General features: G+C 69.0%; 13 protein-coding genes. 4 read left to right on the top strand and 9 right to left on the bottom strand.

The window, feature by feature from the left end; genetic code table 11:
• The first annotated feature begins 81 nt into the window (after nucleotides 1-81).
• The gene (locus tag AC0L6G_RS08160; RefSeq protein ID WP_291535795.1) at nucleotides 82-1215 is read left to right on the top strand and encodes a mechanosensitive ion channel family protein; all 1134 of its coding nucleotides are present in this window, start codon (nucleotides 82-84) and stop codon (nucleotides 1213-1215) included.
• Here AC0L6G_RS08160 and AC0L6G_RS08155 read toward each other — a convergent pair.
• The 5 genes from AC0L6G_RS08155 to AC0L6G_RS08135 form a co-directional block, all read right to left on the bottom strand.
• Entirely contained in the window at nucleotides 1184-1597 is a 414-nt protein-coding gene (locus tag AC0L6G_RS08155) for a hypothetical protein (protein WP_293825426.1), read from the bottom strand. The genes AC0L6G_RS08160 and AC0L6G_RS08155 overlap by 32 nt on opposite strands.
• Nucleotides 1594-5031, bottom strand: a complete 3438-nt coding sequence (gene smc / locus AC0L6G_RS08150; protein ID WP_473253172.1) for a chromosome segregation protein SMC — start codon at nucleotides 5029-5031, stop codon at nucleotides 1594-1596. The genes AC0L6G_RS08155 and smc overlap by 4 nt, the downstream gene beginning before the upstream one ends.
• Nucleotides 5032-5043: 12 nt before the next feature.
• The gene (locus AC0L6G_RS08145; protein WP_293825430.1) at nucleotides 5044-5655 is read right to left on the bottom strand and encodes a thioredoxin domain-containing protein; all 612 of its coding nucleotides are present in this window, start codon (nucleotides 5653-5655) and stop codon (nucleotides 5044-5046) included.
• 11 nt (nucleotides 5656-5666) lie between these two features.
• Nucleotides 5667-6308, bottom strand: a complete 642-nt coding sequence (locus tag AC0L6G_RS08140) for a DsbA family protein (protein ID WP_293825431.1) — start codon at nucleotides 6306-6308, stop codon at nucleotides 5667-5669.
• Nucleotides 6309-6404: 96 nt separating this feature from the next.
• On the bottom strand, nucleotides 6405-6956 hold the full coding sequence (locus AC0L6G_RS08135) for a DUF721 domain-containing protein (RefSeq protein WP_293825433.1): 552 nt from the start codon (nucleotides 6954-6956) through the stop codon (nucleotides 6405-6407).
• Between the two features lie 21 nt (nucleotides 6957-6977).
• Between AC0L6G_RS08135 and mutY the strand changes: the two genes are divergently transcribed.
• Genes mutY through AC0L6G_RS08120 form a run of 3 tightly spaced genes read left to right on the top strand, consistent with a single transcriptional unit; the run spans nucleotide 6978 to nucleotide 8541 of the window.
• A complete protein-coding gene (gene mutY / locus AC0L6G_RS08130) occupies nucleotides 6978-8015 on the top strand; it encodes an A/G-specific adenine glycosylase (protein ID WP_473253171.1) in 1038 nt (345 codons plus the stop codon).
• A gap of 27 nt (nucleotides 8016-8042) precedes the next feature.
• The gene (locus AC0L6G_RS08125; protein ID WP_473253170.1) at nucleotides 8043-8324 is read left to right on the top strand and encodes a BrnT family toxin; all 282 of its coding nucleotides are present in this window, start codon (nucleotides 8043-8045) and stop codon (nucleotides 8322-8324) included.
• Complete coding sequence (locus AC0L6G_RS08120) at nucleotides 8278-8541, top strand: BrnA antitoxin family protein (RefSeq protein ID WP_473253169.1); 264 nt, start codon at nucleotides 8278-8280, stop codon at nucleotides 8539-8541. Before AC0L6G_RS08125 ends, AC0L6G_RS08120 begins: the two co-directional genes overlap by 47 nt.
• On the opposite strand, the gene AC0L6G_RS08115 is transcribed toward AC0L6G_RS08120, so the two are convergent.
• From AC0L6G_RS08115 to AC0L6G_RS08100, 4 genes are all read right to left on the bottom strand, one after another.
• Nucleotides 8542-10689, bottom strand: a complete 2148-nt coding sequence (locus AC0L6G_RS08115; protein ID WP_473253168.1) for an amylo-alpha-1,6-glucosidase — start codon at nucleotides 10687-10689, stop codon at nucleotides 8542-8544.
• A gap of 169 nt (nucleotides 10690-10858) precedes the next feature.
• Complete coding sequence (locus AC0L6G_RS08110) at nucleotides 10859-11974, bottom strand: glycosyltransferase family 4 protein (RefSeq protein WP_473253167.1); 1116 nt, start codon at nucleotides 11972-11974, stop codon at nucleotides 10859-10861.
• Between the two features lie 199 nt (nucleotides 11975-12173).
• A complete protein-coding gene (locus AC0L6G_RS08105; protein ID WP_293825444.1) occupies nucleotides 12174-13265 on the bottom strand; it encodes a site-specific DNA-methyltransferase in 1092 nt (363 codons plus the stop codon).
• 96 nt (nucleotides 13266-13361) lie between these two features.
• Nucleotides 13362-15449: a catalase gene (locus AC0L6G_RS08100; RefSeq protein WP_293825445.1), complete on the bottom strand. Its 2088-nt coding sequence runs from the start codon at nucleotides 15447-15449 to the stop codon at nucleotides 13362-13364.
• Nucleotides 15450-15545 lie beyond the last annotated feature (96 nt).

The following is a 15545-nucleotide window of genomic DNA, read 5'->3' as shown; positions in this document are numbered from 1 at the left end:
GCTAGCGCCCAGCGACGAAAGCCTCCGTGTCGCGATGGACCAGACCCCTCAACCGTCCAGCTTGTCGTGCGTTAGAAGGTCATGCCGCCCGAAATCATCGCTCTGACCCGTCACGTCCGCGCCCTGTGGCATCGGTTCGATTGGCTGCCGGAATGGGCGGTGATCGGCCTAGTGCTTTTGGTCTTCGTGGGCGGGGGCTGGCTGACGCACAAGGTCGTCTTCGCCGTTCTGCGCCGCGTGGTCAGGAACAAGGATGTCTTCTGGCGCGGGGTGGTCGAACGGGCGCGGGTCAAGCTGCGGGTGCTGATCATAATCATCGGCGTCGGCATCGGCGTGACCGTGTCGCCGATGGCGCCCGAACCCTCGGCCGACATCCGCGCGGTGCTGCTGTTTCTCTTCATCCTGACGCTGGGCTGGCTGGCGTCCGGGGTGCTGGACATGTGGTCCGTCATGCACCTGAAGCGATACAACATCGCCGTCGAGGACAATCTGCTGGCCCGCAAACACCTGACCCAGACCCGCATCCTGCAGCGGGTGGCCAAGGTGATCCTGTTCATCGTCACTGTCGGCCTGGCTCTGATGACCATCGCCGGTTTCCGTCAGTGGGGCGTCAGCCTGCTGGCCTCGGCCGGGGTGGTCGGCATCATCGCCGGCCTGGCGCTCCAGCCGATCCTGACGAACATGGTCGCCGGCATCCAGATCGCCCTGACCCAGCCGATCCGCATCGACGACGCCGTCATCGTCGAGAACGAGTGGGGCAATGTCGAGGAGATCACCTCGACCTATGTCGTGGTCAAGCTGTGGGACTGGCGGCGGATGGTCCTGCCCCTGTCCTATTTCATCACCAAACCCTTCCAGAACTGGACGCGCGAGAACGCCCGGCTGATCGGCACGGCCTTCTTCTACGTCGATTACGAGGCGCCGATCGACAAGCTGCGCGAGGCGTTCGAGGGAATCGTGAAAGCCTCGAAACTGTGGGACGGCGATGTGCAGGTGATGCAGGTGACGGACATCACCGAACGCGTGTTGCAGGTCCGCTGTCTGGCCAGCGCCCGCTCGGCGCCCGTCGCCTTCGACCTGCGCTGTGAAATCCGCGAGAAGCTGATGGCCTTCATGCGCGACGAGTGCCGCGAAGCTCTGCCGCGCGACCGGATCGAGTGGCCGCAGGGAGAAGAGCGGCCGATCAGTCCGCCAGAGCCGACCGGCCCTGGCTGATCGCCTGGTCCAGCGTCAAGGTGCGGGCGGGCGGCGTCTCGCCGCAGGTCACGGCCAGCAGTTCGGCGGCGTCGCCGCCGGGCGCCGCGGCATAGGGCGGGGCCGTTTCGGGCGTCGCGGGACCTTGGACGCCGTCGTCGCGCAGGGAAGCGAAATCCAACCTGTCGGCCGTCCTTGTTCGGCAGTCGAAGACCCAGCGCGACCAGCCGCCGACATAGAGGACGTCGCCCACGTGAAACCCCTGTTCCGCCACCTGGAGGCTGCGCATCCGCGCGGCGTCGCCCTGGCGCACGATGGAGGCCACGTCCGCATATTGCGCGAAACGCCCCACGCCGGTCTGGACCAGGGCGGGATCGGACAGGGCCAGCAACATCGCGATCATGCCACCAAGGTCTCGGCCTGGTGCAGGTCCACGCTGACCAGCTGGCTCATGCCGCGTTCGGGCATGGTGACGCCGTAGAGGCGGTCCATCCGGCTCATGGTGACGGGGTTGTGGGTGATGACGATGAAGCGGGTGTCGGTGCGGCTGCGCATCTCGTGCAGCATCCGGCAGAAGCGGTCGACGTTGGCGTCGTCCAGCGGGGCGTCCACCTCGTCCAGCACGCAGACGGGGGCGGGGTTGGCCAGGAAAACGCCGAAGATCAGGGCCGCCGCCGTCAGGGCCTGTTCGCCGCCCGACATCAGGCTCATGACCGACAGCCGCTTGCCGGGCGGGCAGGCGTAGATTTCAAGCCCCGCCTCCAGCGGATCGTCGCTCTCGACCAGCTTCAGCTCGGCCTGGCCGCCGCCGAACAGGGCTTCGAACAGGCTCTTGAAGTTGGCGTTGATGACGTCGAACGCCGCGACCAGCCGCTCGCGGCCCTCGGCGTTCAACTCGTCGATGCCGTCGCGCAGTTTGGCGATCGCCTGGGTCAGGTCGATGCGCTCGGACTTCATGCTGTTCAGCCGGTCGCCGTATTCGACCGCCTCGTCCTCGGCGCGCAGGTTGACGGCGCCCAGGGCCTCGCGCTCGCGTTCCAGCCCGTAAAGCAGGCTCTCGGCGCCGGCCGCGTCGGGCGGGCGGGCGACGGCGTCGTCGGTCAGCTTCCGGCCCAGGTCCTCCGGCGACATCTGAGCTGTTTCGCGCAGGGTGGTCTCGGCCTCGATCAGTTTCTCGGCGGCGGCGTCGGCGCGGGCCGAGAGGCCGGCTCTGGCCTCGCGGGCTTGCGACGCGGCGGTCTCGGCGGCGCGGCTGGCGCGGTCGGCGTCACCCGCAGCCGAATCGGCCGCCGCCATGGCGTCGGACGCGGACTGCTTCCTCTGTTCGGCGGCGGCCAGCGTATCCAGCAGCTTGCCGCGCTGTTCGGCGAAGCCCTGGGGGGCGATCTCGGCCTGTTTCAGCAGGGCGGCGGTCTTTTCCGCGTCCTTGGCCAAGGCGGCGATGCGGGCGGCGCTGTCCTTGGCGCGGCCGAGCCAGCCGTCGCGGGCGCGGGTCAGGCCGCCCAGCCGCTGTTCGCGCCCCTGACGGTCGCGGGCCTCGGCGTCGCGGTCGGATCGGGCGGCCTGGGCGGCGGTGCGCGCCGTGTCGGCGGCGACGCGGGCGCCGGCCAACGCCTCGCGCAGCCCGGCCAGGGTTTCGGACGGCGCATCCGTCGTCCGGGCGGCTTCAAGCGCCCCTTCCGCCTCTGCGACCTCGGCCGCCAGGCGGGTCACGGCATCGTCCAGCGCCTGGGCGCGGGCTTCGCGCCGGGCCTGGTCGCGGGCCAGTGTCTCGACACGGTCGCGGGCGGCGGTCGCGGCCTTGTCGGCGGCGAAGGGTTTGAGGCGCGCAGCCTTCATCGCGTCCTCGGCGGCGCGAAAGGCGTCGGTGGCGGCCTTCTGCCGGGCCTGGGCCTGTTCCAGGGCAGGCTTGCCCTTGTCGATCTCGGCCTCCAGTTCAGCTAGTCGGGTGCGCTGGGCCAGGCGGACGGCGGCGGGGCGCGGGGCCTCCGCGCGGCTGACGAAGCCGTCCCAGCGATAGAGGTCGCCCTCGGTCGTCACCAGCCGGGCGCCTGTGGGCAGGCCCGGAGCCAGCCGGGCGGCGTCGGCCCTCGCCGCGACGCCGCACAGGGCCAGGCGGGCGGTCAGTTGGTCGGGCGCCTGCACATGGGCGGACAAGGGCGAGACGCCCGCGGGCCAGACGGGGGAGGGAACATCCGCGCCGCCCCAGTAGGCGGCGGCCCGCGCGTCCAGCGCCGCGTCCAGATCGTCACCCAGGGCGGCGGCCAGGGCGGCCTCGTAGCCCTTGTCGGCGCGGACCTTGTCGAGGGCGGGCGGATGGTCGCGCTTGCCCGTGACCAGCAGCTGGGCCAGGCCGCGCGCTTCGGTCTGGAAGCGACCCAGACGGTCCTCGGCGGCGCGGGCGGCGGTGCGAGCCTCCTGCTCGGCGCTGGCCAGGTCGCCGCGTTTCGCCTCGGCGGCTTCGACGGCTTCGCGCGCGGCCGCCAATTCGCCCTGGGCCGCCTCCAGCGCCTGACGGGCGGTCTCGAGCTCCGGCGTTTCCAGCGGCCCCAGGGCCTCGCGTTCCCGCTTCGCCTGATCGTGCTGGGCCGTGACGCGGGCCAGTCGGGTCTCGGCGTCGCGCTTGCGGGCCGTTTCGGCGTTGGCGCGGGCCTCGACGGCGGCCAGGGCTCCGGCCAGACGCTCGACCTCCCCATCGGCGGCCTTGCGGGCGTCCTCGGCGGCTTGGAGGGCCTTGTCCAGTTCCGGGCCGCGTTCGGGGGCGGCGGCGATCTCGGCCTTCAGGCGGGTCAGTTCGTGGTCCAGCCGGTCCAGTTCGCGTTTCGCGTCGGCGGCCATAGTCTCTTCGCGTTCGACGTCGGCGGCGATGCGGGCGGCCTCGGCCTCGAGGCGTTCGACCTCGGCGCGGGCGGCCTGTTCGGCCATGTCCAGCCGGTCGCGTTCCAGGCTGGCGCGGTGCAGCAGGGCGGAGGCGACGGCGTCCTCCTCCCGCGCCGGTTTCAAGGCTTCCTGGGCGGCCAGGGCGGCGGTCTGGGCGGCGGCGGCGGCGGTCGTGGTCTCGGCCACGGCCTGGTCGGCCTGGCGCAGTTCGGCGGCGGCGGCCTCGGCGGCCAGGCGCGCGTCGTTCCAGCGGACATAGAGCAGGGCGGCCTGCAGGGCGCGGATCTCGGCGGAGATTTTCTTGTATTTCTCGGCTTGCCGGGCCTCGCGCTTCAGCCGGTTCAGCGCCGTCTCCAACTCGCGGCCGATGTCGTCTAGCCGGTCCAGATTGGTTTCGGCCGCCTTCAGGCGCAACTCGGCCTCGTGGCGTCGGGTGTGCAGGCCGGCGACGCCGCCCGCCTCTTCCAGGATGCGGCGGCGGTTCTGGGGCTTGGCGGCGATCAGTTCGGAAATCTGGCCCTGACGCACCAGGGCGGGCGAGTTGGCGCCGGTCGAGGCGTCCGCGAACAGCAGCTGGACGTCCCGCGCCCGCACCTCCTTGCCGTTGATCCGATAGGTCGAGCCCTGGCCCCGGTCGATGCGGCGCGACACCTCCAGCACCGGCGCGTCGGTAAAGGGCTGGGGCGCGCGGCGCTGCGCATTGTCGATGGTCAGGCTGACTTCGGCGTGGCTGCGCGGGGGGCGGCCCGCCGCGCCGGCGAAGATGACGTCGTCCATGCCCTGGCCGCGCATGGCCTTGGCCGAGTTGGCGCCCATGACCCAGCGCAGGCTTTCCAGCACGTTGGACTTGCCGCAGCCGTTGGGGCCGACCACGCCGGTCAGGCCGGATTCGATCTGGACCTCCGCCGCATCGACGAAGGATTTGAAGCCGACCAGCCGGAGCCGCTGGAACTGCATGGCCTTAAGCGATCACCGACGCAGCAGCGGGTCGATGGCCGCCGACAGAGCCTCCAGCGAATGGTCCATGACGAGCGTCCCGTTGACGAAGAAGCTGGGCGTGCCGGTGACGCCCGCCGCCTGGGCGCCGGCGATCTGACCATCCAGGGCCGCGCGCGTCTCGGGCGCGCTGAGGCAGGTCTCGATCTCTGCGCGGGTCCGGCCGCTGGCGGCGACCCCGGCGGCGAACCAGGGCTGGGCGCCCGTCGCGACCAAGTTCGCCTGATCGCGCATAAAGACCGCCGCCACGTCGAAATACTTGCCCGGAGCGGCGCACAGGGCCACGGCGGCGGCCGCTGCGGCGACGTTGGCCGGCGCCGTCGGCAGGTTGCGGTGGACCAGCCGGACCTTGCCCGTGTCGATATATTTGGCCTTGAACGCCGGCAGGACCGTGTTGTGGAAATCGGCGCAGTGCGGGCAGGTGAAGGAGGCGTATTCGATCACCGTGACCGGGGCGTCCGCCCGGCCCAAGACATGATCCTGGGCCGTGACGGGCGGCGGCGCATCGGCGGCGACCGCGGACGCCGCCGCGCCCATCGACAGGGCGGCGGCTAAGGAGAGGGTCAGGACGGCGCGCCGGATCATCGACGGCGGTCCTACTTGGCCAGTTCGGCGTCTATCGCCGTGGACAGATCGGCCAGGCTGGCGCCCTCGCCGCCAGGGGTCAGGACCTGCTGGTCGTTGACGTAGAAGGCCGGGGTGCCGGTCACGCCCTGGGTGCGGGCGAACTGGACGCGCTTCTCCATGGCGGCGACGGCGTCCTTGTCGGTGACGCAGTCGTTGAACTGCTGCTCGGACAGGCCAGCGGCCTGGGCGGTGCGAAGCAGCCAGTCGCGCGGCGACGAGGTCAGCATCTCCTGCTGGGTGGCCATCAGCTGGTGAACCACATCGAAATATTTGTCCGGGCCGGCGCAGCGGGCGACCAGGAAGCCGGCGGTGGCGGCGTCGACCGGCGGGGTCGGCAGTTCGCGGAAAACGTAGCGCACCTTGTTGGTGTCGACATATTTGGCCTTGAAGGCCGGCCAGGTGTTCTTCTGCCACAGGGCGCAGTGGGGGCATGTGACCGAGGCGTATTCGACCACCGTGACCTTGGCGCCTTCCGGCGCGCCCAGCGCCATGTCGCCTTCGGCCGAGCCCTTGGCGCCGCCGCAGGCGGCCAGAGCCATGGTGGCCAGGGCGGCGCCGGTGATGGCCGCGCGGCGGCTCATGCGGGCGAAACGGGATTCAGTCTGGGCCATGGGGCTTCCTTGATCGGATCGTTGGCGAAGGGTGGCGCGATTCCCCCGGAACGGCGCAATCCTGAACTAGTCGAGAACAGGTGCGGCGAAGTTTTGTCAATCCTGCCCTTCGGCGCGTGAAAGCGCGGCCCGGCCCAGCCGCGCCAGGGCCGCGCGCAGTTCGTCGGGGGCCGAGGCGATGGAGGCGGCCAGGTCGGCCTCCGCCTGGGCGGGCAGGGGCGGCGGCTTGGCGCTGCGCCTGGGGCGGGCGGCGGCCTCTTTCAATGGGGCGACGGGGCCTTGGGCGATGCGCAGCCGATCCACCGACCCGGCGCCGAGGAACAGATTGACGCGGGCCAAGATGTCCTCGGACTGATGCTGGACCAGAAGGGCCGCGGCGCCGGCGACGCGCAGTTCCAGCACGCCGGGCTGGCCGCCCTTGCCCTTGGTCAGCTTCTGCGGCCGGGTGACGCGGGCCAGGCGGTCGCCGACGATCTCGCGCCAGCGGGGCTCCAGGGCGGCGGCGCCGCGCCCGAACTGCTCGTCCAGCTTCTTGATCAGAGGCGTCAGCGCCTTGCCGGCGCGCGGCGCGGGACGCGGCGCCGGGCGGGTGCGGCGGCGAGACAAGATCTCGCGGACCTCGGCGTCTGTGGGCAGGGTGCGGCGCATGGGCCTATATAGCGCGATCCCATGCCTGACGTCTCTCCCGACATCGTCTTCGTCCGCTCCCGGCTGCTGGCCTGGTACGATGCCCATGCGCGCAGCCTGCCTTGGCGGGCGACGGCGGGGGCGGCGCGGACCGAACCCTATCGCGTGTGGCTGTCCGAGGTCATGCTGCAGCAGACCACGGTGCCGCACGCCACGCCCTATTTCCACGCCTTCACAACGCGCTGGCCCAGGGTCGAAGATCTGGCGGCGGCTGAGGACGCCGAGGTGATGGCCGCCTGGGCGGGGCTGGGCTACTACGCCCGCGCTCGCAACCTGCTGGCCTGCGCGCGAGCGGTGGCGGGCAGGCATGGCGGCGTGTTTCCCGATACGGAGGCGGGGCTGCTGGCCCTGCCGGGGGTTGGCGCCTATACCGCCGCCGCCGTCGCCGCCATCGCATTCGACCGGGCGGCCAATGTGGTCGACGGCAATGTGGAACGGGTCATGGCGCGGCTGTTCGCGGTCGACGCCCCGGTTCCGGCCGCGCGGCCGGAGTTGCGGCGGCTGGCCGGGCTGTTCGTCACGGACGAGCGGCCGGGCGACTGGGCGCAGGCTTTGATGGACCTGGGGGCGACCGTCTGTCGGCCGAAGTCGCCGTCCTGCGACATTTGCCCGGTCTCCAGCCAATGCCGGGGCCTGGCGACGGGAGAGCCGACGCGGTTTCCGGTCAAGGCGAAGAAGGCGGACCGGCCGCAGCGCCGGGGCCGGGCCTATGTGCTGTTCGCCCGCGACGGCCGGGTGGCGGTCCAGACGCGGCCGGGCAAGGGGCTGCTGGGTGGCATGCTGGGCCTGCCGACCAGCGACTGGACCGCCGAGGAGCCCTCAGGTCAGCCGCCCGTCCGGGCCGACTGGCGCACGGCCGGGGCGGTGGAGCACGTCTTCACCCACTTCAGCCTGACCTTGACCGTCCTGGTCGCGCAGGTCCAGTCGGCCGACGACGCCTGGCGCTGGATGGCGCCCGAGGCCGCCCGCGCCGCCCTGCCGACCGTCTTCGCCAAGGCGCTGGACCGGGCCTTGTCTTGAACCCGATCTGTTTTTGTAGTAACAGAAATGGTGCGCATCACCTTTGATCCCGGCAAGCGTGAGCGTACGCTGTTCGATCGTGGTCTGGATTTCGTCGAGGCGGTTGAGGTTTTCCAAGGGGACCATCTGACGTTCCCGGATGGTCGCCGCGACTATGGCGAACAGCGCCTGATCACCATTGGACGGATGCGGGCTCGGATGGTGGTTCTGGTGTGGACGCCCCGTGGCGAGGCGCGCCATGTCATTTCTTTGAGGAAGGCCAATGACCGCGAGCAAGGACGCTATCAAGACCGATTGGATCGACCCTGAAGACGCGCCAGAGCTCGACGACGCCTGGTTCGCCCAGGCCGATCACTATCGGGGCGAGACCCTGATCAGGCGCGGCAGGCCCAAGGGCGCCGAGAAGGTTTCCACCACCATCCGCTTTGACGCCGATATTCTGGCCGCGTTCAAACACGCCGGTCCCGGTTGGCAAACGCGCATGAACCAGGCCTTGCGGGACTGGTTGGCTAAGAACGCCGCCTGATCAGCGCAGGGTGCGGACCGCGACCTTGCCTTGCTTGTGGCGGGGGATGACGACGGCGCGGCCTTCCAGGTGCTGGATGTTCAGATCGACGACGGAGGCGCCGACCTCCAGCCCCGTGATCTTCAGCCGGTCCAGGCCGACCGGCAGCACGGGATCGGCCAGATTGACGGTTTCGGTCCAAGCGTCGATGCGCAGCCCCAGCGTCGCCTGGAGCATCAGGAAGACTGAACCGGCGGCCCAGGCCTGGGGCAGACAGGCGACCGGATAGGCGATGGGCGGTTCGCCCGGCGTGCGGGGGAAGCCGCAGAACAGCTCCGGCAGCCGCAGGTGGAAGTGGGCAGCGGCGGCGTAGATTTCGGCCAGGATCTGGGCCACGGCGTCGCGCTCGCCATAGTTGGCCATGCCGGCCGCGGCCATGGCCGTATCGTGGGGCCAGACCGAGCCGTTGTGATAGCTCATCGGATTGAAGCGGGCCTGGCCGACCTCGAGCGTGCGGATGCCCCAGCCGGTGCGGAAGGCGGCCGACAGCAGGCGTTTGCTGACCCGCCGCGCCCGCTCCAGCGACGGCAGGCCGGTGAACAGCAGATGGCCGGCGTTCGAGGCGATGGCGCGGCACTGCCGACCGTCGCCGTCCAGGGCCACGGCGTAGAATCCCTCGTCCTCCATCCAGTATTTGTCCTCGACCAGAGCGCGGACCTGTTCGGCGCGCATCCGCCATTCGGGCGCACGTTCGTCGTGCAGCCGCTCGCCCAGTTCGCCCAGCGCCTTCCAGGCGGCGAAGGCGTAGCCCTGGACTTCGAGCAGGGCGATCGGCCCCTTGGGGAAGCGCCCGTCGGCGTGGAAGATGGAATCCTCCGAATCCTTCCAGCCCTGGTTCGACAGGCCGGTGTCGGCTCCGCGCTGATAGTCGATCAGCCCGTCGTTGTTCGAGTCGCCATAGTCCCGCATCCACTCGGCGGCGGCGATCAGATTGGGCCAGAGCCTGCGGATCAGGTCCAGGTCGCCGGTGCGGTCGGCGTAGGCGCCGGCCAGGGCCACGAACAGGCAGGTGGTGTCGACGCCGCCGTAATAGAGGCCGAACGGCACCTCGTGCAGGGCGCTCATCTCGCCGCCGCGCGTCTCGTGCATGATCTTGCCGGGCTGGCTGTCCTGGAACAGCGAGGTCTCGGCGGCCTGGCGAGACGCCAGATAGGTCAGCACCCCCCGGGCCAGCGACGGGTCCAGCCACAGCATCTGCCAGGCCGAGATGATGCCGTCGCGACCGAACGGGGTCGAAAACCAGGGCGTGCCGGCGTAGGGGTAGGGGCCGGTCGGCAGGTCGGTGGTCAGCAACGCCATGTCGGCGCGCGACTGATCCAGCCAGTCGTTGAAGCGCGGGCTGCGCGGTCCCCGCACCGATGCCCCGCGGCGGCGTTTGGCGCGCATGGCCAGCCGCGCCTGGATGGCGTTCAGCCGCCAGCGCCGCTCGTCCGGCGCTTCGCAGGAATCCACGCCGCACTCGATATAGAGGTCCAGGGTGCGGCCCTTGGGCAGGCTGAACATGAACTCGGCGCGCTGGTGCGTCAGGCGGGCCGGCGGTTCGGAAAAAGCCAGGCAGGCGATGCGATCCACATCGTCCAGGCCGGTATAGCGGAAGGTGACGCGCCGGCCGTCGGTCGTCGGCGCGTGGACCGCGCCGCGCTTCGCCCGAGGCGTGCCGCGCACCTGGAAGATGTCGGCGAAGTCGGCGCCGAAATCGAAGGCCAGGGGCAGGAGGATGTCCTCCACCCCATGATTGACCATCTGCACCCGCTCGAACATCCGGCGCCCCCACAGAAAGCGGCGACGCTCGATATGAAGGACGCCGGCGGGGGCGGACCTTCCGCCCATCGGCGGGAGGGGGCGGTTGGTCGTGTGGCACGAGAAGAAGACATTGTCCTGGCTGACGCCCGACGACAGCCGCGACGGTCGCAACAGCCCGACCGTCATGATCCAGCGCGACAGCACGCGGGTGTCGTCGGCGAACAGGCCGTCCGCGCCGCCCTTCATGTCCCCCCAGCCGTCGGCCACCAGGAAGGTGTCGCCGTCCTTCAGCGCCATCAACTGTTCGAGGCCGGACGCCTCGACCGAGTCGCCGGCGGACAATAGCGTGGTGTAGGCGTCGTCCATGCGGTCTTTTCCCCGTGGCTGTGAGGTCTCGGCCGAACGTGTCCCACCCGAATGCGGCGCTGAAGGGCCGCTTGGATGGTCAACTGATGAGGCGGCGGAGAGTTCACCTCCGCCGCCCCTTATTTATCGGATTGTCGAAGCGCCGTCGCCGGGTGGCCGACGAAAGCCGTCAGGCCAGGGCCGCGAAGCTGCGATCCTCGCCGCGCGATCGCAGGGGCGTGACCACTTCGTCCAGCGGCGCCTCGGCGAAAGGCCGTCGCGCGAGCAGGTCGCCATAGACGTCCAGATAGCGGCGGGCCATGGCGGTGGCCGAGAACCGAAGATCGAACCGGGCCCGCACGGCCTCGCGGTCCAGCAGATGGACGCGGCCGGCGGCGGCGACGGCCTGTTCCATCGTATCGACCAGGAAGCCGGTGGCCCCGTCCTCGATCACCTCGGGCGTCGAGCCGCAGCGGAAGGCGACGACCGGCGTGCCGCAGGCCATGGCCTCGATCATCACCAGGCCGAAGGGTTCCGGCCAGTCGATGGGAAACAGCAAGGCGTCGGCTCCACCCAGAAAGGCGGACTTCTGGTGGTCGCCGATCTCGCCGATGAATTCGACCAGAGGATTGGATTCGACCAGAGGGCGGATCGTCTCTTCCCAGTAGCGTTTGTCGGCGGCGTCCACCTTGGCGGCCATTTTCAGCCGCCTGCCCAGTTTGGTGGCGATCTCTATGGCGCGGTCGGGCCGCTTTTCAGGCGAGATGCGACCGAGGAAGGCCAGATAGCCCTCGGACTTCGGCGAGAAGACATATTGATCGCCCGGCATGCCGTGATGAACGGTGGCTTTCCAGTTGGCGAAATGCAGGGGCTTGCGCTGATCGTCTGAGATGGAGACCAAGCCGAACTCGCTCCAGCGCGCATAAACGCCGGGCAGGTCCTTCATGTCCAGCCGACCGTGCAGAGTGGTCAGGGTCTTGTCCGCATATTTCTGGAACAGCGGGAAATGGACCATGTCGGTGTGGAAATGGATGACGTCGAATTCGTCGGCGCGGTCCAGCACCTCGCCCAGCATGGACAGGTGTGCGGCCAGGTCGGACTTCAACGGCGCCGGATCCAGCCGGATGGCCTGATCGCGGACGGGCACCAGGCGCGCCTTGGTCTGGGCGTCGGCGCTGGCGAACAGGGTGACGTCGTGGCCCAGATCGACCAGGGCGTCCGTCAGATGCGCGACCACGCGTTCGGTCCCGCCGTACAGCTTCGGCGGGACAGCTTCATACAACGGGGTGATCTGCGCGATCTTCATGATGAAATGCTCCGAACCCCGCTCTTGCGGGCCACGGACATCAATGTTCTCGCAACTGCGAAGTTCCACCGCGAGGGTGGATTTTCCGCAACAGTTTCGGCGGGTTACAGCGAAGCTATGCCTATTCGGCGTGTGGAATCGTACACACTCGATCCTAAGTCATTGATGTGATTGCTGCGACAGCGGGTCGCAGGCGAAATCACATCGCGGCGCGCACCTCGGATCGCAGGGCGTCGATGGATTTCAAACCCTGGTCCGTCTTGAACCGCCAATAGGTCCAGCCGTTGCAGGCGGGCGCATTCTCCAGCAGGGCGCCCAGCTTGTGGATGGAGCCGGTCAGGGAGCCGTGGACCAGCGATCCATCGGCGCGTACGCGGGCCTCGCGCTCGCCCTTGGGGCAGTACAGGCGGTCGCCGGGATGCAGGAGGCCGGCCTCGACCAGGGCGCCGAACGGCACCTTGGGCTCGGCGCGTTTGGAGGTGGTGACGACCAGGTCCTCGGGCCGGGCCGGCAGGACCGAGGCGATGCGGGTCTCGGCGACCTGGGCGTAGGTCTCGTCGCGTTCGATGCCGATGTAGCTGCGACCCAGGCGCTTGGCGGCGGCGCCGGTGGTGCCGGTGCCGAAGAAGGGGTCCAGGATCACGTCGCCGGGGCGGGTCGCCGCCAGAAGCACGCGGTGCAGCAGGGCCTCGGGTTTCTGGGTGGGGTGGGCCTTCTTGCCGTCGGCGTCCTTGATCCGCTCCTCGCCGGTGCACAGGGCGAAGGTCCAGTCGGAGCGCATCTGGGTGTCTTCGTTGAAGGCCTTCAGGGCGTCGTAGTTGAAGGTGTAACGCTTCTGGTCGCGCGACCTGGCGGCCCAGATCAGGGTCTCGTGGGCGTTGGTGAAGCGCGTGCCCTTGAAGTTCGGCATCGGGTTGGACTTGCGCCAGATGATGTCGTTCAGCACCCAGAAGCCCAGGTCCTGAATCGCCGAGCCCAGGCGGAAGACGTTGTGATAGGAGCCGATCACCCAGATCGAGCCTTCCGGTTTCAGCACCCGGCGGCATTCCGCCAGCCAGGCCCGGGTGAAGGCGTCGTATTCGGCGAAGCTGCCGAACTTGTCCCAGTCGTCGTCGACGGCGTCGACCTTGGAGTTGTCGGGACGCAGCAAGTCGCCGCCCAGCTGAAGATTATAGGGTGGGTCGGCGAAGACCATGTCGACCGAGGCGTCGGGCAGGCTTTTCAGCACCTCGATGCAGTCGCCACGGTGAATGACGTCCTTGGCCAGGACAGGGGTCTTCAGATCGGACATGGAAACGCGGCCCCGAAACATTGAGAGCCGCGATGGTGAATCCTTGTGGTTAAGGTGGAGTAACCGGCGCGACGCATCGCGCCGGTCACGTCGTCGTCAGGCCAGCATTCGGACCTTGGGCTCGCGATCCCACTGGCGGGTGCGCGCGGGGGCGAGGAAGCCGTCGGCGTCCTTGGCCAGGTCGATCACACCCGCATCCGGCTCAACGCCTGCCTTGTCCAGCAGGGGCTGGGCCTCGGGGGTATGACCGATGGCCTTGAGGTGGCCGAAGGCGTCCTTGACGAAATCGACGGCGGCGCCTTCCTTCATCAACGTCGCGCAGCCGTCATCGGACAGAACGACCGCGACGGCGTCGAACAGGACCGACGGGCTGCCGGCCAGTTGGCCGTCGGCGGCCAGGGTCGATCCGTCCTTGAGCTTGGCCCCGCCGATCTTGGGCGCGACGATGAAGATCGAGCCGCCGTCGCCTTCCACCGCCGCCCTGACCGCATCGACGACCGTTCCGTCCGACCCGTCGGCCACCAGGACGGCGACCTTTCGCCCTTTCAGGGTGTCGGGATATTTGCCGACGATGCGAAGGGCGGGCGACGGCTCCAGGTCGATCGGCGCCACAGCGGGCTCCGAGGCCGCAGGCAGGGGCAGGTTCAGCCCGTCGGCCACGCGCTGGGCCAGGGTTTCGTCCACGTTCTGCAGATTGGCCAGAATCCGTTCGCGGACATTGGCCAGGGAGACCTTCGACAGTTCGAAGACGATGGCGCTGGCCAAGTGGGCTTGTTCGATCTCGGTCTGCGAACGGAAGAACAGCCGCGCCTGGCTGTAGTGGTCGGCGAAGGTCTCGGCGCGCAGACGCACCTTCTCGCCCTGGACCGGGATGGGCGCGGTGCGAAAGCCCCCTTTGGAATCCTCGCGCGGGCCGCCTTCCTCTCCCGCCTGGGCCAGGCTGTTGGGCTCGTAGTTCGCGCGGCCCTTGAAGACCTGGGTCTGCATCTGGCCGTCGCGCTGGAAGTTCTGGAAGGGGCAGCCCTTGGCCTGGTTGATCGGTATCTGGTGGAAGTTGACCGTGCCCAGGCGCGACAGCTGGGTGTCCTGGTAGGAGAACAGCCGGCCTTGCAGCAGCGGGTCTTCCGAGAAGTCGATGCCCGGCACGATATTGGTCGGCAGGAAGGCGGCCTGTTCCGTTTCGGCGAAGAAGTTGTCCGGGTTGCGGTTCAGGACCATGCGGCCGATGACGCGGATCGGATAGTCCTCTTCGGGCACCAATTTCGTGGCGTCCAGAATGTCGAAGGGCAGGGCGTCGGCCTCTTCCTGGGTGAACAGCTGCACCCCGAACTCCCACTCGGGGAAATCGCCTTGGGCGATGGCCTCGAACAGATCGCGGCGGTGATAGTCGGGATCGGCGCCGGCGATCTTGACCGCCTCGTCCCAGCAGGTCGATTGCGTCCCGAGCTTGGGCCGCCAGTGGAACTTAACGAGGGTCGCCTCGCTCTTGGCGTTGACCAGGCGGAAGGTGTTGACGCCGAAGCCCTCGATCATCCGATAGGAGCGCGGAATGGCGCGGTCCGACATGGCCCACATGATCATGTGGGTCGATTCCGGCATCAGGCCGATGAAGTCCCAGAAGGTGTCGTGCGCGCTGGCCGCCTGGGGATAGCCGCGGTCGGCCTCCATCTTCACCGAATGGATCAGATCGGGGAATTTGATCGCGTCCTGGATGAAGAAGACCGGGATGTTGTTGCCGACCAGGTCCCAGTTCCCTTCTGTGGTGTAGAATTTGACCGCGAAACCGCGCACGTCGCGCGGCGTGTCGATCGAGCCGGCCCCGCCGGCCACGGTGGAGAAGCGGGTGAAGACCTCGGTCTGCTTGCCGACCTCGGTCAGGATTTTGGCGGTGGTGTAGTCCGCCAGACTGTCGGTCAGTTCGAAGAAGCCGTGGGCGGCCGAGCCGCGCGCATGGACGATCCGCTCGGGGATTCGCTCATGGTCGAAATGCTGGATCTTCTCGCGAAGGATGAAGTCCTCCAGCAGGGTCGAGCCGCGCGGTCCGGCCTTCAGCGAATTCTGGTTGTCGCTGATCGGCGCGCCATGATTGGTGGTGGTGCGGGCATCGGGCGCGGAGGCGGTCTGGTGCAGTTCGCCGCCGTCGCCGGTCTCGGACGCCGGGGCGCGCGCGGGGGTCTTGGCCATCTGAAAACCTTTCGGGAAGCCGGCGCGCACAGGGCGTGGCGCGCATCTCCCTGCTAACGCCATGGGTTTGCGAATGGTTCTGTTCGGTCGCGCACA

Source organism: Brevundimonas sp. D3-1P, assembly GCF_055809335.1.
This window is presented reverse-complemented; position numbering and strand designations above follow the sequence as displayed.